The organism is Stutzerimonas stutzeri (assembly GCF_002890895.1).
Taxonomy (GTDB): domain Bacteria; phylum Pseudomonadota; class Gammaproteobacteria; order Pseudomonadales; family Pseudomonadaceae; genus Stutzerimonas; species Stutzerimonas stutzeri_AB.
The window spans coordinates 592443-613986 of record NZ_POUL01000001.1 but is presented as its reverse complement, the minus strand read 5'-3'; the positions used below and the strand labels follow the sequence as shown (position 1 = coordinate 613986).

Annotated in this window: 17 protein-coding genes; 8 read left to right on the top strand and 9 right to left on the bottom strand. The window is 62.0% G+C overall.

Annotated elements, in window-relative coordinates; translation table 11 throughout:
* Positions 1 to 21 precede the first annotated feature (21 nt).
* The gene (locus CXK96_RS02845) at positions 22 to 318 is read right to left on the bottom strand and encodes a hypothetical protein (protein ID WP_102834970.1); all 297 of its coding nucleotides are present in this window, start codon (positions 316 to 318) and stop codon (positions 22 to 24) included.
* Between the two features lie 154 nt (positions 319 to 472).
* Here CXK96_RS02845 and CXK96_RS02840 point away from each other — a divergent pair, with 154 nt between their 5' ends.
* Entirely contained in the window at positions 473 to 853 is a 381-nt protein-coding gene (locus tag CXK96_RS02840; RefSeq protein WP_102834969.1) for a transcriptional regulator, read from the top strand.
* A gap of 54 nt (positions 854 to 907) precedes the next feature.
* On the opposite strand, the gene CXK96_RS02835 is transcribed toward CXK96_RS02840, so the two are convergent.
* The 6 genes from CXK96_RS02835 to CXK96_RS02810 all read right to left on the bottom strand — a co-directional run bounded on the left by CXK96_RS02835 (position 908) and on the right by CXK96_RS02810 (position 8762).
* Positions 908 to 3010, bottom strand: a complete 2103-nt coding sequence (locus CXK96_RS02835; RefSeq protein ID WP_102834968.1) for a glycoside hydrolase family 5 protein — start codon at positions 3008 to 3010, stop codon at positions 908 to 910.
* Positions 3011 to 3504: 494 nt separating this feature from the next.
* Positions 3505 to 5256, bottom strand: coding sequence for a S8/S53 family peptidase (locus CXK96_RS02830; RefSeq protein ID WP_423835176.1), 1752 nt, complete (start codon positions 5254 to 5256; stop codon positions 3505 to 3507).
* Complete coding sequence (gene egtD, locus CXK96_RS02825; RefSeq protein WP_102834967.1) at positions 5253 to 6218, bottom strand: L-histidine N(alpha)-methyltransferase; 966 nt, start codon at positions 6216 to 6218, stop codon at positions 5253 to 5255. Before egtD ends, CXK96_RS02830 begins: the two co-directional genes overlap by 4 nt.
* Before the next feature lie 3 nt (positions 6219 to 6221).
* On the bottom strand, positions 6222 to 7517 hold the full coding sequence (gene egtB / locus CXK96_RS02820) for an ergothioneine biosynthesis protein EgtB (RefSeq protein WP_102835041.1): 1296 nt from the start codon (positions 7515 to 7517) through the stop codon (positions 6222 to 6224).
* 213 nt (positions 7518 to 7730) lie between these two features.
* Positions 7731 to 8426, bottom strand: coding sequence for an SDR family oxidoreductase (locus CXK96_RS02815; protein ID WP_102834966.1), 696 nt, complete (start codon positions 8424 to 8426; stop codon positions 7731 to 7733).
* A gap of 24 nt (positions 8427 to 8450) precedes the next feature.
* Positions 8451 to 8762 carry a hypothetical protein gene (locus CXK96_RS02810; protein ID WP_102834965.1) on the bottom strand — a complete coding sequence of 104 codons (312 nt, stop codon included), beginning with the start codon at positions 8760 to 8762 and terminating at the stop codon, positions 8451 to 8453.
* Positions 8763 to 8895: 133 nt separating this feature from the next.
* Here CXK96_RS02810 and CXK96_RS02805 point away from each other — a divergent pair, with 133 nt between their 5' ends.
* Positions 8896 to 13470 (top strand): DEAD/DEAH box helicase, encoded by a 4575-nt coding sequence (locus tag CXK96_RS02805; protein ID WP_102834964.1) that lies wholly within the window; start codon positions 8896 to 8898, stop codon positions 13468 to 13470.
* Between the two features lie 186 nt (positions 13471 to 13656).
* Here the strand turns inward: CXK96_RS02805 and rapA are convergent, their stop codons facing one another.
* Positions 13657 to 16506, bottom strand: coding sequence for an RNA polymerase-associated protein RapA (gene rapA, locus CXK96_RS02800; protein ID WP_102834963.1), 2850 nt, complete (start codon positions 16504 to 16506; stop codon positions 13657 to 13659).
* Positions 16507 to 16739: 233 nt separating this feature from the next.
* Here rapA and CXK96_RS02795 point away from each other — a divergent pair, with 233 nt between their 5' ends.
* The 6 genes from CXK96_RS02795 (at position 16740) to CXK96_RS02785 (ending at position 20702) form a co-directional block, all read left to right on the top strand.
* The gene (locus tag CXK96_RS02795) at positions 16740 to 17039 is read left to right on the top strand and encodes an aspartate-semialdehyde dehydrogenase (protein WP_102834962.1); all 300 of its coding nucleotides are present in this window, start codon (positions 16740 to 16742) and stop codon (positions 17037 to 17039) included.
* 7 nt (positions 17040 to 17046) lie between these two features.
* Entirely contained in the window at positions 17047 to 17652 is a 606-nt protein-coding gene (locus CXK96_RS02790; protein WP_102834961.1) for an alpha-ketoglutarate-dependent dioxygenase AlkB family protein, read from the top strand.
* Entirely contained in the window at positions 17649 to 17810 is a 162-nt protein-coding gene (locus CXK96_RS20715; protein WP_180981477.1) for a hypothetical protein, read from the top strand. The genes CXK96_RS02790 and CXK96_RS20715 overlap by 4 nt, the downstream gene beginning before the upstream one ends.
* A gap of 223 nt (positions 17811 to 18033) precedes the next feature.
* The gene (gene ccoM, locus CXK96_RS21120) at positions 18034 to 18144 is read left to right on the top strand and encodes a cytochrome c oxidase subunit CcoM (RefSeq protein ID WP_045425123.1); all 111 of its coding nucleotides are present in this window, start codon (positions 18034 to 18036) and stop codon (positions 18142 to 18144) included.
* A gap of 598 nt (positions 18145 to 18742) precedes the next feature.
* Entirely contained in the window at positions 18743 to 19168 is a 426-nt protein-coding gene (locus tag CXK96_RS20870) for a hypothetical protein (RefSeq protein ID WP_146030687.1), read from the top strand.
* 55 nt (positions 19169 to 19223) lie between these two features.
* Entirely contained in the window at positions 19224 to 20702 is a 1479-nt protein-coding gene (locus CXK96_RS02785; protein WP_256061696.1) for a methyl-accepting chemotaxis protein, read from the top strand.
* A gap of 129 nt (positions 20703 to 20831) precedes the next feature.
* Here CXK96_RS02785 and CXK96_RS02780 read toward each other — a convergent pair whose 3' ends face one another.
* Positions 20832 to 21302, bottom strand: coding sequence for a MaoC family dehydratase (locus CXK96_RS02780; protein ID WP_102834960.1), 471 nt, complete (start codon positions 21300 to 21302; stop codon positions 20832 to 20834).
* Positions 21303 to 21544: the final 242 nt, after the last annotated feature.

Below are 21544 nucleotides of genomic sequence, written 5' to 3'. Positions count from 1 at the left end.
CGGCCCTGGCTCGTTCCACCCCTATCGCTCTTCTGCTGGTGCTATAGGGGCCTGCTTCTCCGCCTGCTCCACGTGCTTGATGCGTTTTTCGTAGGCTTCACACTCGCTGCCGAGCTGCTCGGCAGTCTGCTTGATCTCCATATCGCGCAACTCTTCGTTGATCTTCGCGGCACGCTTCGGATCGCTCTCGGTCAGGGCGTTGACGCGGTCGGCCAGCTCTTTGGCTTTGGCATTGATCTGGTCGGTGGTGCATTGGTCGGCGAACACTGGCTGGCTGGCCAGCAGGGCGAGGGTGAACGGGACGATGAGACGTTTCATGGTGCGCTCCTTAATTAACGACCTAACTGGTGGATCGCACCTGGCGCGCTTTAGTTCAGCCTTTTGCGGTTGCGCTGGATCGAACCATGCCGCGGCGGATGGGGTCCGAATATCGATGGCCGCCTCCCCGAAGCGGCGCAACAGGAGAACGGACATGACCTACGACTGGGACTTGATGCTACGCCTGCTGCGCGAAGCGCAGAAATCCGGAAACGAGAGCTTCACGCCACGTCAGTACGCTGACGAGCATGCGCTGGCGGCGGAAGAGGCCGGTCAGCCGATGCCCAACATGGATTCCTTGAAGGCCGAAGCGCAGAACTACGAGAGCCTGCTGTTCGAGGGCGGATACATGGTGGCGCGTCCGGAGGAGGAGGGTGGCAATGGCGAGAATTTCGTGCTCACTGATCGCGGTGTACGCCTGATGGAGATGCTCGAGGGTGGCGCGGGTCGAACCGAGAACCGTCGCCGTCTCGATGAAAAAGGTGAAGCGGCGCTGGTCCCGGAAGTATTCGACGGCATCGCGACGGCTGGCTAGTACATAAACGAAAGCCGCCCCGCAGAGGCGGGGCGCCGGTCGTGCATTCGTGCATTATCGCAGCGGGCCAACGGCCCCGCAGGATTTGTTCGCTGCGTGCTTCTGCAATATGGGTAGCTGGGGACGAGGTTTGCCGCTTTTCACGTCCAATGACAGCGCATAGTCACCCCACCAGGGGCCGGCGGCCCAGTAGGTGCTGGGAATGCAATGCTGGCCCAAATACTTGAGCATGTTGTCCATGGCAACCACGGCCGAGGGAGAGAAGTCCGGCGCCCCGTGCTCACCGATGAAGCCACGCAGGCGATACCTGTTCAGCCACTCCACAAAGGGTTTCGCACGCACCACACCAATCATGGGGTCGTATTTCTCGTAGCGGTTGGTGTAGTAGCCCGAGTAATCCTTGTCGAAGTAGAGATGCGCCTCGAACATCAGGTTGTTGTTCGGGTCGCGCATCCACGCGTCCTTGACCAACTGGGTGTTGTAAGACGGCCAGTGGAATGCGCTGGACCAGCGATCACCGGCGATGACCACCCACTTTTCGGCATCGATGCTGCGGATGCTTTTCGCCGCTGCCAGCGCGGCGGTAGGCCACTTGCCGTTGGTGGTGTGTGGCTCGTTCATCAACCCATAGCCATAAACGGCCGGATGGCTGGCAACCTTTTGCGCAATGCGTCGCCAGGCATCGGCAAATGCGCTCACCGGCACCTCGTTGGACCCGATCATCTTGCCGTGATAGCGGTAGTAGTTATGCATGTCGAGGATGACCTGCATGTTGTATTTCTTCGCATGGTCGAGCGTTGTCAGCATGCGGCGGAGTTCGACGCTGTTCAGCTCACCGTTGAGTCTTGGCTGAATTCGCTCCCAGCGAAAAGGCAGGCGGACCAGTTTCAGGTTGCGCTCGGCGTAACGCTTGAAGTCGGCTTCGCCCGGGTAGATGTACTGCTTCAAGTACACCCCTGGAAGCCCGACATCTGCCCCGAACTCTGCCCCGGCTAAGTTGATCCCGACCAGGTTGATCGGGTTTGCCGGCGCTGCGTTCCCTGCCGCTGGCGTGCTGCCGACGCTGGGGCTTGTATTGCTGAAGCCAGTGCTACTGACCGAGAGGGTGCGGGGATAGCCCACCGCCTTGCCGTTGATGGGCCCGCCATCGACCATGACGGTCATGTTGCCGCCGGAATGGTAGATAAGGTTGATGGTGCGCACCTGGCCATCGAAGAAGCGGATTTTCGCGCCCTTGTGGAAGGCCGCCTTGTTCTCGGCCGTCGCCTTGACCGAGACGCCGACGAACTTGCTGGTGTTGTAAATGCCGTTGACGAAATCGCCGCCGTTAAAGGCGTTGAGCGCAGTGGTCATGGAGGAGCCGGTCGCAGGCTGGCTAACGACCGGCTCTGGCGCCGGAGCAGCGGGCTTGCTTGGAGCAGTTGGAGAAGCCGGGGCACTGCTGCTGGCGGTGGAGAACAGCTTGTTCGGATGCCCGAGTTTGCCGTTCAGCGCCGCGCCCGCAAGCATCACGCTCATGTTCTTGCCGGACACATACACGGCGTTGATCTTGCGCACCTGCCCGTCAGCCAGTTTTACCGAGGAGCCGACCTTGAATGCCGAACGGTTCGCGCTGTTGGCGGGTATGGAGAAGCCGGCCGACTTGCGCCATACCCCGTTTAACCAGTCGCTGTTGGTGTAGTTGTTGATGGCAGTGCCGTGGGTCGAGGTGCTGCTGAGCTGGTCGCGGCTGCTAGCCGAAGGTTTTCCATCGGCCACCGCAGCCGTACCCAACGCCGCAACGGTTTTCGGGTGACCATTTTTCGACGCGTTGAGGGTGGCTCCAGAAAGCATCAGGCTCATGTGGGCGCCGGAGTAATAAATCACCTTGATGGTGCGAACCTGACCGTCGGCCGTTCTGACCTGAGCGCCTTTTCTGAACGTTGCTTTGTTGGCCGCCGTGGCCGGTATGGACAGGCCGGCCGACTTGCGCCAGCTGCCTTTGAGCCACTCTGGGCCGGTGAAGTCATTGACCTGGGCCGTGGCGACAACTTGTTGGGTAGTCACAGTGGCAGTGGCTGCTTGGGCAGGCTGGATTGGGCTTAAGCCTATAGCTGCAGCGAGCAGGGCGGCACTGAGTAGCACGTTACGTGTGCAGACCGTCGTTTTGAAGAGCATTGAAATCTCCGGAACTTAATACGACAAAGGGGCTTAACCCTTTAAAAAGTGCGGAGGCATCCAAGGACCCATGCATCGAACGAAGCACCGACCACTGACGCCACCATGCAACGCGTTTTCGCGCCGGAAGTATCGTGGCGTCGCGTGCATAGTCTTTATATAGATGCGGGATTAATTACTGAAGTTAAATTGGCGCCATTAAAAGCAACTCTTGGCGAGGTAATTAATAGTTTTACCTATATGGCCACTATTGTGTGGCAATTAAATATCAAACTGATTCTATCGATTAACTGTTTGAATTCATTGTGCTTATAGTTGCGTAGAACAATTTCGAGCGCCCAGCGGAGCCTTATCCGCCGCTTCGCTTACACGCCTCGCTTATAGCGCTCGTCTTGTTTCAGAGTGTTTCAAAACTGATGCTCATGAGCTTCTGGTCATGGAGGTGCGCTGCTGCTGAGTGTCAGCACGGCGTTCCAGCCGAGGGGAATTGGTTCTCAGTGAACGTGCTGCAAACTGTCGACGGTCAGTTCCAGTGCTTTGCGCATATCCAGACGGGCCGAACGGCCAATGTCCTGGTTGTCGAGCCGGTAGCTGCGCTCCGATGGCAGGATCGGGGCTGTCAGGTCGTCGCCTTCGACGGCTTCGAAATCGCTGTTGCGGCCGATGGTCAGCGCGCTTCGGCGCAGCAGTTCGCGCAGCTGTTCAGGCTCCAGGGCCGGGTTAATGGATAGCATCGCACCGACTACCCCGGTGACCATCGGCGTGGCGTACGAGGTGCCGCAGTGCACTTCGCCGCGCTTGCCAGGTTCCAGCGTCGCGGCGCGGGTGCAGGCCGACGCGGTGATGTCGACGCGCATATCGATGTTGGAGGACGGGCGCTTGGTGACGTAGGAAGGATGCTCGACCGGCACGTCCTTGGTGAAATCACGCTGGTGAGCACCCACTACCAGGAGTTGTTCTGTGATGAACGAGGACGGCAGGCGGTAATCGTCCTGACCGGAATGGGCCGAGCCATTGCCCGCCGAGTTCACCACCACCACATCTGGATGCTCGCGGCGCAACCAGAGAAAGAACTCTTCGAGCAGCTCTTCGTAACCGCTCATCGCGACACCAGAGCGCACCAGGGAATCGATCTCCTCACCGTCCACATCAAGTGTGCCGACGCGGTGAATACCCCAGCTCCAGTTCAATACCCTCACGCCGTCTTCGACCAGATTGACCGAGGCCGCGACGTTGGCGGTGATGCCTGCGTCCGAGTTGCGCTCGACGATGACCTCGAACCCTGAACTCGCCGGCTCCAATGCGCTGAGAAAGCCGCTGTCGCCAGGGTCGACGCTGCGTGCCGCGAGGATGCCGGTAACGCTGGTGCCATGATCGGCTGGGGAAGCCGCATCACGGGCATAGACGCAGGTTCGTGGCTTGGCAGGGTCGCAAGGGCCAAGGTAGGCGGCGAATTCGGGCGAGTCGAAGTCGACGTCGCGTTCAACAATGCCGATGCGCACCGGGTGAGTGCTGATCGGCGGTTTTTTCGCGGGCAGGCGATGCAGGTAGAAGTCCACTGCATCGAGAAAGCGGTTGGCCACCCATTCGCTGTTGCGCGGCTTGCTTTGCTGATCCTCCTCCACCGGCTCCTCGGCGCCAGATTCCTCCACGACCACGGCATCCACACTCGTCTCGCTGCCCAGGCGCAGCACCAGCGCGTCACGTTCGGTCAGATTTCTGGCCGGCAGACGCAGTTGATAGGTGTTGAGCGGGGTGATGGCGCCGACGACTTCGGCGCCGTATTTCGCCGCCAGACGCTGCGACTCCTCGAGCCCGTCGTGATCCTCTTCGATGATCAGGCTGACCAGGTTCACATAGGTGGTCAGGCCGTCCATGTTCTTGGCGACGGCATCGGGGCCGGCGGCCAGCACATGGCTGCCATTGAGCGTAAGCCAGACCGGGTTGCTGCGGCGCCCGTCCTGTTCCAGCCAGAGGGGACCGCTCTGATGACCGTCCGGGCTCAGGGTCAGGCGCAGTCGGCCGCCATCTTCCTGGCGGATATCGACTGCCTCGCCGCTCAGCCTCACTTCAAGGCTGCTTGAGTCGAGCCCTTCGCTTCGCAGGCAATAGGTCAGCTGTTCGGTGGAAAACAGATCACCGCAGCGCTGCAGATCCTTGATCCGCAGCGGTTGTTCTGCTGCCGTTGCGGTGCCGAGTCCAAAGGTTAGAGCGAGAGCGCTCAGGCGGTAGATGAATGGCCTCACGGACGGCGTTGCAGGTAATGCACGCTGAACAACGCCTGGGCATCGGTCCACTGGCCACTGCAGTCGAAACCAGCACTATTGGCCAGATCGGCAAATGATTGCAGGGTGTACTTGTAGGAGTTCTCGGTATGAAGGCTTTCGCCGGCATCGAAATGAAACCGCTGCCCCTCGATGGTCACGTCCTGCGCCTCGCGGCTGATCAGGTGCATCTCGATCCGCGAGTCCTGCTCGTTGAAGAAGGCCTGGTGGGCGAAGCGCGATGGATCGATGTCGCTGTCCAGCTCGTGACGAATGCGCTGCAGAAGATTGAGATTGAACGCGGCTGTGACATGCGCGCGATCGTTGTAGGCAGCCTCCAGTACGCTGCGCTCCTTGACCAGATCGACGCCGATCAGCACGCCACCGCCGGGCGGAAGAATCTCGTGCAGATGGCCGAGCAGCTTGCGCGCTTCCAGGGGCGTGAAGTTACCGATGCTGGAGCCCGGGAAGAACACCAGCGGATGATGCAGGGTGAAGTCGTCTGGAAGCTTCAGTTCATCGGAGAAATCAGCGCAGGCGGCGTGCACTTCGAGCCAGGGATAGTCCGCGGCCAGGCGCTGGGTGCTGGTGAGCAAAAAGTCTTCGGAAATATCGATGCCCAGGTAGCTGACCGGGCGCAGGCCTTCCAGCAGCAGGCGTACCTTGCGGCTAGCGCCGCTGCCCAGTTCGATGAGATCGGTCTGCGGGCCGGCGATCTCAAGAATGTCATTCGCCGCGTCGGCGAGGATCTTTTCCTCGGTGCGGGTCACGTAGTACTCGGGCTGCAGACAGATCTGCTCGAACAGCTCCGAGCCGCGCCGGTCGTAGAAGAACTTCGGCGAGATCCGCTTGGGCGAGGCAGCGAATCCCGCCAATGCCTCGTCACGCAATGACGTGTCGTGGGTCGGCTGGGTCTGGTCATGAAAATGGACGGCTAGTGCCATGGGTCATAGCTCCCTGGCCAGGCGCAGCCCGGCGAATTGCCAGCGCATCGCTGGTTGAAAGAAGTTGCGATAGGTCGCGCGGATGTGCGCCTCGGGTGTTGCGCAGCAGCCGCCGCGCAACACCATCTGGCCAGACATGAACTTGCCGTTGTATTCACCCAGGCTGCCTTCCAGTGGATGGAAGCCCGGGTAGGGGCGATAGGCACTGGCGGTCCATTCCCAGACGTCACCGAACAATTGCGCCGGCCCTTCATGCGGCACGCTGGCAGCAACAGGTTGCAGATAGTCGCTTTCCAGAAAATTGCCGCGCCGGGGCTGGTCGGTGGCAGCCACCTCCCATTCGGCCTCGGTCGGCAGGCGGGCGCCGGCCCAGCGCGCATAGGCATCGGCCTCATAGAAGCTGACGTGGCAGACCGGTGCCTCCAGATCCAGCGGGCGCATCCCGCCAAGTGTCATTTCATACCAGGCGCCGTCATCGCGGTGCCAGTACAGCGGCGCATTCCAGCCGTGCTGGCGAATGTGTGCCCAGCCGTCAGACAGCCAGAGCTCGCTGCGCGCGTAGCCGCCGTCGGCGATGAACGACAGGTATTCGCGATTGCTGACCAGGCGGTCGGCCAGCTGGAAGTCCTCGACGAACTGCCGATGCCGCGGCGTCTCGCAATCGAAGGCGAAGCCGTTGCCAGCATGGCCGATGTGGTGCACGCCGCCAGCGTAATCGTGCCAGCGAAGACGTTCGCTCTGCAGCGCAGGGGGCGCTTTCAGGTCGTCCCGGTAGACGGGGTGCAGCGGGTTCTGCGCAAGGATGTGCTTGATGTCCATGAGCAGCAGTTCCTGATGCTGCTGCTCATGCTGCAGCCCCAGCTCGACGCGGCGCACGATTTCGGCGGCGTGCTCTTGTGGGGGATTGACCAACAGCTCGGCCATGGCGCGGTCAACGTGGTGACGAAAACGGTAGACGTCGTCTACACCGGGGCGGGAGATCAGCCCGCGCTGGACCCTTGGAAAAGGCGTGCTGTGGGTTTCATAGTAGGAGTTGAACAGGTGATCGTAAGCGGCGTTCAGCGGTTTATAGCCTGACTGATAGGGCTTGAGCAGAAAGGCTTCGAAGAACCAGCTGATGTGCGCCAGATGCCATTTCGGCGGGCTGACATCAGGCATGCTCTGGATGACGTAATCCTCGACCTGCAACGGTGCGCAAATCGCTTCGCTGGTAGCGCGAACCTGCTGGAAGCGCCGCAGCAGATGATCCATCTCGGCCAGGGCCGGTTGCTGCTTCGGCTGTTGTGCCAGGTTACCCATGGGCATCCCCCCGATCGATGCATGGAGCGGCCAATAACCGCTTCTATAAACGACCTGAAGCGAGGCGCAAAAGTTTCTCGCAAGAGGTGCCGGTCGCCTGTCTCAGTTATTCGTCAAAGCAGCCCAACGCTAAATAACCTGGTCTCCGGCCTGTCGTTCAAGTTGCAGTCATCTGCTTTCGGGACGGTGCCTCCAGCCACTATTAAGCGCCGGTTAATCGTCTGCGAGCGGCGGGACGGGCCGAATCAGGATCTCATTCACATCCACATGGCTGGGTTGCGACAGCGCATAAACCACCGCACGGGCTATGTCTTCGGGTTGCAGGGCATAGGGTGGCGGCTGGTCGAAGAGTGGCGTATCGACCATGCCCGGCTCGATCAGCGTGACGCGCACGCCGGTGCCGCGCAGTTCTTCGCGCACGCTCAGTCCCATGCCGGTCACCGCCCACTTGCTGGCGCTGTACATCGAGCCGGGAATGACGAAGCGGCCGGCGGCCGAGCCGGTCAGCAAGACATGGCCCCTGCTGGCTTTCAGCGCTTCTAAACTGCAGCGCAGTGTCAGGCCTACCCCATACACATTGGTCAGCAGCATCTCGCGCCAGACTTCAGGGTCCGCGCCGCTGAAGCCGCCTTCGCTGCCCGGCATTCCGGCGTTGGCGTAGACCGCATCGAGCTGACCGAAGTGGTCGAGCACCCGCTGCACCATGGCCTTTTGCTCGGCGTATTCCTTCACATCACAGCGAATGGCCAACGCCCGGTCGGGACCGCCGAGTTCGTCCACCAGCTCCGTCAGCTTGTCCTCGGAGCGGGCGGCCAGGGCGATGCGATAGCCAGCCTCGGCTGCGATACGCGCGGTGGCGGCGCCAATCCCGGAGGACGCGCCTGTGATCAGCAGAACCGGATCGCTCATGCTTTCCTCTCGGAATCTAACGGATCAATAGTTCGGTGGCGTCTCGGGGATGCCGGTGTCGTCGGTTATGGCTGGCATGGTCCAGGGCTCGAGGCGTTGGTCCTTGTCTTCTACGTCCAGCCTGGCCTGTTCGATGACCCCGCCAAGGCGCTGCGGGCTGGTGTATTCCTCGCGCGACACGCTGGGCACGCGCAATATTTCGGCACCGCTTCCGGACATCACGGTAAAGCCGAAGCTGTCTTCGTCCGGGTTCGCGCTGGTCACGCAGCCACATGGAAGGAAGGCTTCGGAGACGAGTTGCATCGCTTCATCAAGGTTCAGGGGTTGGTTGCTCATAGGGTTCTCCATCGACGGGCTGTCTCAAGTGGACCTCCAAGCGGCGGCGCCGTTTCCTTCTACCTGACGGGCATGCGACGGGCTGCGGCGAGACGGCCTTGTAGATGCGCTGCGGGGACAGCATATTCAGGTGATGACACACTCCACCGTTCCCGACGCGCTGGCGACCTTCCACCCAGCAGTGGCTGGCTGGTTCGTCAGCAGTTTCCCTGCACCGACTCCGGCACAGACCCGCGCCTGGCCCTTGATTCGTGCCGGCCACTCGACCCTGGTGGCGGCGCCTACCGGTTCGGGCAAGACGCTGACCGCCTTTCTCGCCGCCATCGATCAGCTTGTGCAGGAGAGCGTCGCCGAAGGTGGCCTGCCGGACCAGACCTCGGTGCTCTACGTCTCGCCGCTCAAAGCGCTATCCAACGACATTCATGTCAATCTGGAACAGCCGCTGGCGGGCATCTCGGCGCAGCTGCAAGCGCTCGGCCTGCCACCGCTGACGATACGCACCGCGGTGCGCACGGGCGACACGCCACAGGCCGAGCGCGCCGCGATGCGCAAGCGCGTGCCGCATATTCTGGTCACGACGCCGGAATCGCTCTATGTGCTGCTCGGCTCCGAGTCCGGCCGGCAAATGCTAGCCGGTGTGCGCAGTGTGATCGTCGATGAGATTCACGCCATCGCCGGCAACAAGCGTGGCAGCCATCTGGCTTTGACGCTGGAGCGGCTGGAGGCATTGTGCGGGCACCCGTTGGTGCGCGTCGGGCTCTCGGCAACGCAAAAACCCATCGAGGCAGTGGCCGATTTTCTGGTCGGTGTCGGCCGTTATTGCGAAATCGTCGATGTGGGGCATGGCCGGTCGCGTGACCTGGCGCTGGAGGTACCGCCGGTCCCGCTGGAAGCAGTGATGAGTAACGCTGTCTGGGAGCTGGTGTACGACAGGCTGGCCGTACTGGCCGGTGAACATCGAACCACGCTGATCTTCGTCAATACGCGACGCATGGCGGAACGCGCGGCGCGACACTTGAGCGAGCGGCTAGGCAATACGGTTGTCGCGGCCCATCACGGCAGTTTGGCGCGCGAGCAGCGGCTTGATGCCGAGCAGCGACTCAAGCGCGGCGAGCTGCGGGTACTGGTGGCTACTGCGTCGCTTGAGCTTGGGATCGACATCGGGGACGTCGAGCTGGTCTGCCAGCTGGGCTCGCCGCGGTCCATCTCAGCGTTTCTGCAGCGTGTCGGACGCGCTGGTCACCAGGTGGGTGGCGTCTCCAAGGGGCGTCTGTTTCCCAGCTCACGCGATGACCTGATCGAATGCGCCGCCTTGCTCGACAGCGTGCGCCGCGGCGAGCTCGATACGTTGGTGATACCAGAAGCCCCGCTGGATGTGTTGGCGCAACAAATCGTGGCCGAAGTGTCGTGCCTGGAGTGGCAGGAGGATGCCTTGCTGGCGTTGATCCGCCGCGCCATGCCTTACGCCGGATTGAGCGAGGCGGATTATCAGGCCTTGCTGGCGATGCTCGCCGAGGGCTACACTACCCGCCACGGCGCACGCGGCGCCTATCTGCACCGCGATCTGGTCAGCCGCAGCCTGCGCGGACGACGTGGCGGTCGTCTGACCGCGCTGACGTCTGGCGGCACCATCGCCGACAACGCCGACTACTCGGTGCTGCTCGAGCCACAGGGCTTCAACATCGGCACGGTCAACGAGGACTTCGCTGTCGAGAGTCTGGCCGGCGATGTCTTCCAGCTGGGCAATACGTCCTACCGCATTATCAAGATCGAGTCTGGCCGCGTGCGGGTCGAGGATGCGCAGGGCCAACCGCCGAACATCCCGTTCTGGATAGGCGAGGCGCCGGGGCGCAGCGATGAGCTGTCCGCGGCAGTGGCGCGACTGCGCGGGGAAATCGATGAGCGCTTGGCCGAAGCCGAAGCCCGTAGGAGCGAGCTTGCTCGCGAATCCGACGCTGCAGAGGTATCGCCTTTCGCGAGCACGCTCGCTCCTATAAAAGTGGGCGACGGCGAAGCCTCCGGTGCTCCGTCACGGCCCGAAATCGGAGCCGATGAAATCGATGAGCGCCTGGACGAAGCCGAAGCCCGTAGGAGCCAGCTTGCTGGTGATGCTTTTGAGTCTGCTGGGATCGCCAGCGAGCTGACGCCTACAGAAGCGACCCACGAGGTGCGATCAAGACTGCAGTCTGCCATTGACTGGCTCACCGACACGCTCGGCCTGGCAGAAGCCGCGGCTCGCCAGATCATTGAGTACCTGGCCCGCGCGCGCTCGTCGCTGGGAGCGCTGCCGACGCAGCAGCGGTTGATCATGGAGCGCTTCTTCGACGAGTCCGGCGGCACCCAGCTGGTTATCCATTCGCCGTTCGGCAGTCGGATCAACCGTGCCTGGGGACTGGCGCTTCGCAAGCGCTTCTGCCGCACCTTCAACTTCGAGTTGCAGGCCGCGGCGACCGAGGATGCAATCATCTTTTCCCTGTCGACCAGTCATAGCTTTCCGCTCGATGAGGTTTGGCGCTATCTGCACCCCAACAGCGCCGAGGCGGTGCTGGTCCAGGCGCTGCTCGATGCGCCGCTTTTCGGGGTGCGCTGGCGCTGGAACGCGACCACCGCTCTGGCGCTGCCGCGCATGGCCGGTGGGCGTAAAGTCGCGCCTCAGCTGCAGCGAATGAAAAGCGAAGATCTACTCGCAACTGTCTTTCCGGACCAAGTCGCCTGCCTGGAGAACGTTGTCGGCGAGCGGGAGGTGCCGGATCATCCTCTGGTCGCCCAGACCCTCAACGACTGCCTGCACGAAGCCATGGACAGCAATGGCTGGCTGGCGCTGTTGCGGCGGATCGAGGCGGGGGATATCGAGCTACTGTCGCGTGATCTGCCGGCCCCGTCGCCGCTGGCCATGGAAGTGTTGGGCGCGCGGCCTTACGCCTTTCTCGACGACGCCCCACTGGAAGAGCGTCGGACCCAGGCCGTGCTGAATCGCCGTTGGACCGACCCCGAGTCCAGCGACGATCTCGGTGCGCTGGATGCCGCAGCGATCGAGGCGGTGGGGGAGGAAGCCTGGCCCCAGGCGCGCAATCCGGACGAGTTGCATGAAGCGCTCACAGGCCTGGGCTGCATCGCGGAAGCCGAAGTGCAGGCCGAGCCCCAATGGCTTGCCTGGCTGAACGAGCTGGCTCTTGGAGGGCGCGCGACGCGGATGCAGGTCGCGCAGGATCGCGCGCTCTGGTTGCCCGTCGAGCGTCTTGCACTGTTGCAGTCCATCTATCCCGAAGCGGGTTGCGAGCCGGTACTCAAGCCGCTGCCGGGCTTCGATCAGTCGTCGAGCGAAGACGACGCCTTGGTCGAGCTGATCCGCGCGCGCCTGACGGGCTTCGGCCCCTTACCGGTTCCGCTGATTGCCCGGCCGCTTGCCCTGCCGGCATCGGCGGTCGCCCTGGCGCTCACGCGTTTGGAGTCTGAGGGTTATGTGCTGCGCGGCCGCTTCACGCCTGGCGCAACAGACGATGAATGGTGCGAGCGGCATCTGCTGGCGCGCATCCACCGCTACACGGTCAAGCGCCTGCGCCGCGAAATCGAACCGGTTGAGCGCGCTGATTTCATGCGCTTCCTGTTCGACTGGCAGCACCTGTCCGAGGCGACACGAATGCAGGGCCGCGATGCGCTCGGCACGGTAGTCGAGCAACTTGAAGGCTTCCAGGCCGCGGCAGGCGCCTGGGAGAGCGACCTGCTGCCGGCGCGCCTGAAGGATTACGGCGGCACTTGGCTGGACGAGCTGTGCCGCTCCGGACGCATCGTCTGGACGCGCCTGGCCGGGCGAATCAAAGCCAGCAGCGGGCCGGTGCGCGGCACGCCTATCGTGCTGCTTCCGCGCCGGCAACTGGCGGCCTGGTATGCACTGGCCAGTGATGCGCCGCAGCCCGAGCTGACATCACGCGCGCAGCGGGTGTTCGAGACGCTGCAAGGGCAGGGCGCGTTGTTCTTCGACGAGCTGCAGCAGGACGCACGCCTGTTACGCAGCGAGCTGGAAGATGCGCTCGGTGAGCTGGTCGCGGTAGGGCTGGTCAATGCGGACAGTTTTGCCGGCTTGCGGGCATTGCTGGCGCCCGCCACGAAGCGCTCACGCAGCACCCGACAGAGCCGCGGTGGCGCATTCATCGGTGGCATGGCCGATGCCGGTCGCTGGGCGTTGGTGCGCAAAGGCGCGCCGGTACCGGCCGAAGCCCCTGCGCGCCGTCCAGTATTGGACCCCGAAGCGTTGGAACACATTGCGATGACGTTGCTGCGTCGCTACGGCGTGGTGTTCTGGCGCTTGCTGGACCGCGAGGCGGATTGGTTGCCGCCCTGGAGGGATCTTCTGCGGGTCTACCATCGGCTCGAAGCTCGTGGAGACATCCGCGGCGGGCGTTTCGTGGCGGGCGTGCCGGGTGAGCAGTTCGCATTGCCCGAGGCGGTCGGTCTGTTGCGTGAAGTGCGCAAGCGCCCACCGGCCGGCGAGATGATCGCCGTCTCGGCGGTTGACCCGTTGAATCAAGTCGGCACGCTGCTACCTGGCGAGCGCGTGCCTGCAACTTCAGGCAATCGAATCCTTTATCGCGACGGCGCACCGCTGGCACTGTTGATCGGCGGAAAACCAGAGCTGCTGGCTGAGTTGGACGAAGACGACCAGCGCAAGGCCAGGCAGATGCTGGCGGTGGCGGTGGCGCGACGCTGACGGCTGCGGTACTGCTCTTCAGAGAGATTGAGACTGATGAAGCGCACGGCGACCTACGGCGGCAATCAGTGCCGATTCGGATCGCGTGCCTATCGCGATGCCCCGAGCGTGGCGGGTCTGCTTGATAGAAATGAAAAAGGCCGGCTGCAATCGCTCGCAGCCGGCCTTTCGTAACGCGGGTGAACGTCAGCCGGCTACCAGCACTCGGATCGCCTCCAGGCGCAGACCGGCCTTCTCCAGCATCCCCAGACCTTCTTCACGCTGCTTGCGCACGGCTTCGATCTCGCTGTCGCGTACGCTCGGGTTGACTGCCTGAAGGGCGGTCAGTCGCGCCAGCTCTTCGTCGAGGCTCGCCTTCAGTTTGCGCTGCGCTTCGTCTACGCGCTCGGTGTGGCGAGGGGTAACCTTGGCTTCTGCATCGGCAATCTGCTTGGCCAGCACGTCGCGCTGAGCCTGGACGAACTTGTTCGCACTGGCGCGCGGGACGCTTTCCAGCTGATCGGTGAGCGTCTCGAACGCCACCTTGGGCGCCAGGTCGTTGCCGTTCGAATCCAGCAGGCAGCGCAGCGCCAAGGGCGGCAGGAAGCGGTTGAGCTGCAGGGCACGCGGCGCCACCACCTCGCTGACATAGAGCAGTTCGAGCAAGACGGTGCCAGGCTTGAGCGCCTTGTTCTTGATCAGCGCCACGGCGGTGTTGCCCATGGAGCCGGACAGCACCAGATCCATGCCGCCCTGGACCATGGGGTGTTCCCAGGTGAGGAATTGCATGTCTTCACGAGCAAGGGCCTGCTCGCGATCATAGGTGACGGTCACGGCTTCGTCGTCACCGAGCGGGAAGCTGGCGTCGAGCATCTTCTCGCTGGGACGCAGAATCAGCGCGTTCTCGGAATGGTCTTCGCTGTCGATGCCAAAGGCGTCGAACAGCTCTTCCATGAAGATTGGCAGGGCGAACTGGTCGTCCTGCTCTTCGATGGCCTCGACCAGTGCCTTGCCCTGTTCGCCACCGCCGGAATTGAGCTCCAGCAGACGGTCGCGGCCGGCATGCAGGTCGGCTTCCAGGCGCACGCGTTCGGCGAGAGCCTCTTCAATAAGCTTCTGAAACTCGTCGTCGTCGCCTTCTTCCAGCTGGTTCAGCAGGCGCGGCCCGAACTGATGCTGCAGAGCATTGCCGGTGGGACAGGTGTTGAGGAACGCATTCAGCGCCTCGTGGTACCACTTGAACAGGCGTTCCTGCGGGCTGGTTTCCAGATAGGGCACGTGCAGCTGGATAACGTGGGCCTGACCGATGCGGTCGAGACGGCCGATGCGCTGCTCCAGCAGGTCGGGGTGCGACGGCAGATCGAACAGCACCAGGTGATGCGCGAACTGGAAGTTGCGGCCCTCGCTGCCGATCTCGGAGCAGATCAGCACCTGCGCACCGAACTCTTCATCGGCAAAGTAGGCGGCCGCGCGGTCCCGCTCGAGAATGCTCATGCCTTCATGGAACACGGTGGCCGGGATGCCGGAGCGCACGCGCAGCGCGTCTTCCAGATCCAGCGCGGTCTCGGCGTGGGCGCAGATCACCAGCACCTTGAATTTTTTCAACATCTTCAGCGTGTCGATCAGCCACTCGACGCGCGGATCGAAACTCCACCAGCGATTCTGCGGGTCCGGCTCTTCCTGCTGGCTCTGGAAGCTGACTTCCGGATACAGCTCGGCATGCTCGCCCAGTGGCAATTCCAGATACTCGGCGGGGCAGGGCAGCGGATAGGGATGCAGCTGGCGTTCAGGGAAACCGCGCACGGCGGCGCGGGTGTTGCGGAACAACAGGCGGCCCGTGCCGTGACGGTCGAGCAGCTCACGAATCAGGCGGCTGCTGGCTTCGATGTCGCCGTCGGTGGCCGCAGCGAGCAGCGCTTCGCCTTCGGCGCCGAGGAAGTCATGGATGGTCTGGTGTGCTTCCTGTGACAGGCGGCCCTCGTCCAGCAACTCCTGCACTGCTCGGGCGACCGGTTGGTAGCTGGCGCTCTCAGCGCGGAAGGCTTCGAGATCATGGAAACGGTTCGGGTCGAGTAGGCGCAGGCGAGCGAAGTGGCTTTCCTGGCCGAGCTGCTCGGGTGTCGCCGTCAACAGCAGGACACCAGGGGTGACTTCGGCCAGTTGCTCGACCAGCTTGTATTCGGCGCTGGCGTTTTCCGGGTGCCAGACCAGGTGATGCGCTTCGTCCACCACCAGCAGATCCCAGCCGGCAGCGAAGGCCGCGTCCTGGGCGCGCTCGTCGTCCTTCAGCCAGTCCAGCGAGACCAGTGCGAGCTGGGTGTCTTCGAAGGGGTTGGTGGCATCGCTTTCGATGAAGCGTTCGTCGTCGAACAGCGCGACTTGCAGGTTGAAACGGCGGCGCATTTCCACCAGCCACTGGTGCTGGAGGTTCTCCGGAACCAGGATCAGCACGCGCTTGGCGCGGCCAGAGAGCAGCTGGCGATGGATCACCAGGCCGGCTTCGATGGTTTTGCCCAGACCTACCTCGTCCGCCAGCAGAACGCGCGGGGCGATACGGTCGGCGACTTCACGGGCGATGTGCAGCTGGTGCGCGATGGGTTGCGCACGCACGCCGCCCAGGCCCCACAGCGAGGAGGTGAGTTGTTTGCTCTGGTTTTCCAGAGTGTGATAACGCAGCTTGAACCAATTCAGCGGGTCGATCTGGCCGGCGAACAGACGGTCACTGGCGAGGCGGAACTGGATGAAGTTCGACAGCTGGGTTTCCGGCAGGGTGCGGGCTTCGCTCTGTGCGGTCAGGCCGTGATAGACCAGCAGGCCGTCGACATCGTCGACTTCGCGCACGGTCATCTTCCAGCCTTCGAAGTGGGTAATTTCATCACCCGGGACGAAACGCACGCGCGTCAGCGGAGCGCTGCGTGCAGCGTACTGGCGGGTTTCACCCGTCGCGGGGTAGAGCACGGTGAGCATGCGGCCGTCCTGCATGAGGATGGTTCCCAGACCGAGTTCCGCTTCGCTGTCGCTGATCCAGCGTTGCCCCGGTAGATACTGCTGCGCCATGCCCTGCCTCCCGCTGTAAAAAAGCCCGCTATGTTAACGGAACACTGCCCATAGATCGACGATAGATGCCACTGCATCAAGCCAGCCATCGCTCGTGTTCATCCATGACGACCCGGAAACGCACCCCGGCAGTGTAGCGTTGCTGCTAAAGTCGTCGGCAGATCCGCCGATCAACCGCTACAGGCCTGCCAGGTTGGGATAGAAAGCGATCGGTTTGCCAGGGGAGAGCGAAGATGCTGCCAGTCATTCCACCCGGTACCGTCCAGGTCACCGCGCAACAGGACGTGGTCAAGCCGCGACCCGATATCGCGCCGGTGACGCCCGTGCAGCCTAGCGCCAACGAAAGCTCGGTGGGCCTTGATCGCCGTCACCCTCAGGAAGCGGAGCAGATGCTGCGCGACGAGCAGCGCAGGCGGCAACGGCGTCGTGGCTACACCGCCCAGGAGCTCGCCGAAGGCGAAACCGCCGAGGAAGACCAGGCCGCCCTTGATGAGCTGCCGCGGCAGGGACTGTGGGTGGATGTGGAGGTTTGATCCGTTTATGTCAGACGACAGCGAGCTGATCGAGCTGGCAGATGCAGATCTGCGCTACTTCCCGCGATGGGTCGATGCGGACCTGGCTGACGAATGGTTGTCCGATCTTTCCGCACAGACACCTTGGTCCCAACCCCAGATCAAACTCTACGGCCGCAGCATTGCCGTGCCGCGACTGGTCGCCTGGTATGGCGATGCCGATGCGCATTATCGGTATTCCGGTTTCACACACGAGCCGCTTGCCTGGACGCCATTGCTGGCCGATATCCGCCAACGGGTACAGCAGCAGGTCGACCGCCATCTGAATGGCGTCCTGCTCAACTACTATCGCGATGGACAGGACGCCATGGGCTGGCACAGCGATGACGAACGAGAGCTGGGACAGCAGCCCTTGGTGGTCTCGCTCAATCTGGGCGCCACGCGGCGCTTCGATTTTCGCCGCAAGGGAACCAGCCGTATTGAGTACTCCATCTCGCTCGAACATGGATCGCTGCTGGTCATGAGCGGTCTCACCCAGCATTATTGGCAGCACCAGATCGCCAGAACACGAAAGGTTCGCGCACCGCGCCTCAACCTGACCTTCCGCCAGATCATCCACGGGCCGAGCTTATGAGCAGTGACGAAAAGCTGATCGATTTCAGTGCCGAGCGTGAAAAGCGTATTCATGACATCAAGGAAAAGCGGCTGGTCGAAATGCGTCAGGCTTTCGAACAGGTGCTGCCGCTAAGCAAGCCAAAGAAAAAGTCCAAGACCAAGCCGAAAAAGCGCTAACAGCGCTTGCTGATAGCCCGTTCCAAATTGCTCGCGACGACTTATCGCGTGGCTGCTGTCCCGTAGCGTCCCTCCTGACACCCCCATTTTTTTGATCCAGATCAGTTACCGCGGTGCCTTTATTCAAAGGCTCCGTGGTGATTGACGTCGGTCAATTTTTTTATCGCCGGGGAAGACGACTATGCAGCCATCAGACAGCGAAACAGCTTGGAGGTAGGAAATCATGTTCGTCGATAATGTGGTGCTCGCAGGGGTGGTCACGGTCGGCCTTATGGTCGCCTTCCTCGGCGGTTTCGGATATTTCATCTGGCGGGACGCGCACAAGAAGCGTTGATCCGGCTGGTGGTACAGAGCACGCAAGGCATTTGGGCGACTTAGGTCGCCCTTTTTTTTGTCTGTAATTCGCTGCAACCACGAAACACCGCTGTTTCTCGATTCGTCCGAGGGGGGCGAGACGCGCAGCGCGTATCCCCAAGTTGATTTGTCTTCCCGCCCCTTGGGTTGCTGCCGGCTGCAGGCGGTGCATACGCATCGGGATGCAGTTAAACAGTTACCCCTTAAATCTCTCTTGCTTATCACGCAGTGGCGCGGCGCAACGGCTGGAATGCCAGTCGATGCGTTCATCGTGGTGCACAGTTCGCGGGGTAGCCCCGTTTTAGAGCGCTGCTTGCTGAGTAAAACCTCTGAGCGAAAAGTCACAGCAGGCTTGGCAGCTTTTTTGATGGCTCACTGCTATCGCCGCGGGCGTTTGGGTTGGCCGGTATACATGCTGGCCAGTCAGTCAGGAAAAGCGTGGTCGTCGGTGTTGTGGGCAAGGATGTTTCAACCAGCCTCCTAAGCGCGTCCCTCCCTGGGCGCTGGAACGCCGGCTTCCTGCAGCCGGCGGTATGCAGAGGAATCCCATGTCTTTTTTCGCCCCGGTTCTGTCTCTGATGTCTAGGGCACGTTACGCCCAGAAGTTCATCATCATTCTGGCTGTGTTCATGCTGCCGTACTGTTGGTTATCCAGCGACAAGCTGTCCGCGATTCATCGCTCTATCGATGCGCTTGAGCAGGAGCAGGTCGGGCTCGAGGCGCTTGAGCGCTATCTGACTGTCCAGCAGGCGGCCTGGCGCATGGCTGCTCTACAGGTGGTCCGCCAGGCGCGCGACAAGCCTGATGTCAGCGAGGCAATAGCTCAGCAGGGCCGAATCTACGAGGCGCAGGCAACCGAATTCAATCGCTGGCTGAGCGCCAATGGCTTTAGCGAGCTGGCAGCGCATCCTACCGCCAGAGCTGAGGAGATGAAGTTTGAACGCGGCACGGCAGTTGACACCTTGTTCATGTATCACGGCGCGCCAGTGCTCGGGCATGTCTAGGCGATGAAAAGCGATTGCCGCCCGTGCACACCTGGCACAGGATCAGGATCCGCTGGTGTTCAGCGAAATGGACCGCCTGCTCAATCGCATCCTCCCGCTTCACCAAAAGCTGGCCCAGGCCGGCGCTTACAGCGCCTACTTGAAGGCTTACGGCTACCTAGAGTCGGCAACCCGGCCGTCCGTGATCAACCTTGGCAGCGAAATCGCAGCCATGGCGGTCGCCGAGCCTGGTCCCGGAGCGGTCGCGCAGCAAGTGGCTGTGGCGTCGGAAACGCTGGCGCAGACCTATGCAGCGGTCACCGAGCCTTATACCCGTTCGCGCTTCTTCGGCAGCGACAGCGTGCAGCTGTGGGCGGATGATTTCGCCCGCTACGATGACGTCGCCAGATTGCTTGACCAAGCTTCGCTCAGCCTGTTCAGCACGGTGCGCCAGCAAGTCGCCGAGCATCTTGCGAACGAGCGTACCAGCCTGTACAGCTGGGCAGCGGCGTTGCTGGTGGTGGTGCTTTTCACTCTTTATCTGTTTGCGGGTTTTTATCTGTCGGTGCGTGGTGCCATCAAAGTCATTGGTGATGGCACACGGCAGCTTTCCGAAGGTGACCTGAGGCATGACATCCAGACTCGCGCCCGCGATGAGCTGGGCGACCTGGCGCAAGACTTCAATCGCATGCAGACCCGCATTCGCGAGCTGATCAGTGAAGTGGCGCGGTTTTCTGCGTCGACCACCGGCAAGGCCGAGCGCTTGAATACCAGTGCGATCGACAGCCAGCAGGCCATCGCCCATCAGGCAGCCGAGCTCGAGCTGATGGCCAGCGCCATCAGCGAGCTTGTCAGTAGCGTCCAGGAGGTCAGCAGCAATTCGCTGACTACGGCAGAAAAAGCGAATCGGGCTGGCGACCAGTGCCGTGACGGGCAAGTGCAGATCGAGCTCGCAGTCCTTCAGATCAATCGATTGTTCGGCGAGATGGATCAGTCCCTCGTGGCGATCACCTCAGTCGAACAGGAGAGCAGCGAGATCGCCAAAGCTGTCGACGTCATCAAGACCATCGCCGAGCAGACCAATCTGTTGGCGTTGAACGCTGCCATCGAGGCGGCCAGAGCCGGCGATCAAGGACGTGGCTTCGCTGTGGTGGCCGATGAGGTGCGAAGCCTGGCGCAGCGCTCCCACGCCCTAACCGGCGAAATTTACGCCACCATCGGTCGCTTGCAGCAGCAAGTTAGCGATGCCGTGCGCATCATCCAGGCCAGCCACTGCAATGCGTCCGAAACTGTGGAGGAAGTGACCCGCACCGCGGCGATCTTTGAGGGCATCACCGAAAGCATGGGGCTTATCATCGATCACAACACTCAGATCGCCTCTGCAGCGGAACAGCAAGCGATCGTTGTGGAAAACGTCGAGCGCAACACGCTGGCTATCAAGAGTCTGAGTGAAGCCAATGCGACCGAAGCCAGCCACACCGTGGCTGTGAGCGGGGAGGTCGTCAGCATGACGCGAGAGCTGCACGGGCTGATCGGGCAGTTCAAAATGAAATGATCTGGTGGCGGCCTAAGAGGCTTCCATGCCGGAACAGTTGCCGACTGGGCCATATGTCACCGCCCGATCACGGTGACAGCATCTGGTGATGCAGGGGTGGTATTGGTCCGGGCCCGCATCGCTTCGTTCTTAGCCGATGGTGACCGGTGGCAGGGCTTTGATCTCGACGGTCTGTGCCTTGCGTGGGGCAAGAATTTCGGCCTCGCCGTCCACGACCATCTCGTCGCGCTGGTTGAACACCTGGGTCGCGATGCGAACGCGAAACTTGGGCAGCTTTTCGAGAATTTCCAAACGCACAGTCAAGGTGTCGCCAAGCTTGACCGGCAGGGCGAAGCGCATCGTCTGCCCGAGATAGATGGTGCCTGGCCCAGGCAGCTCGCATGCCACGGCTGCGCTGATCAAGGCGCCACTGAACATGCCATGGGCGATGCGCTCACGGAAGATTGTCGAAGCGGCAAATTCAGCGTCCAGGTGAACCGGGTTGTGGTCCCCCGACATGGCGGCGAACAGTTGGATGTCACGTTCTTCCACGGTCTTGCTATAGGAGGCCTTTTGGCCAACTTCCAGATCAGCGTAGGGAGTGTTGCTCAGCGTACTCATGCGTAGACCTCTGAATGCGGATATAAACGACAGAACCCGCCGCAATAGGATCCGTCGGAGCGAAAGGCACGCCGTAGAAGGCGCCCGAGTGGCTGCATTCTAGAGCTCTGCGATGGGGTTGTCCCGTGTCTGGTGGTCTGGAGCAGTGGCCGGAGATTCACATCACTGATTACACCCGCCTCGCTATTGCACCGAACAGCGGAGCTGTTAAGTTCGCCACAGCCCGCCGCGAGTGGGTCAGA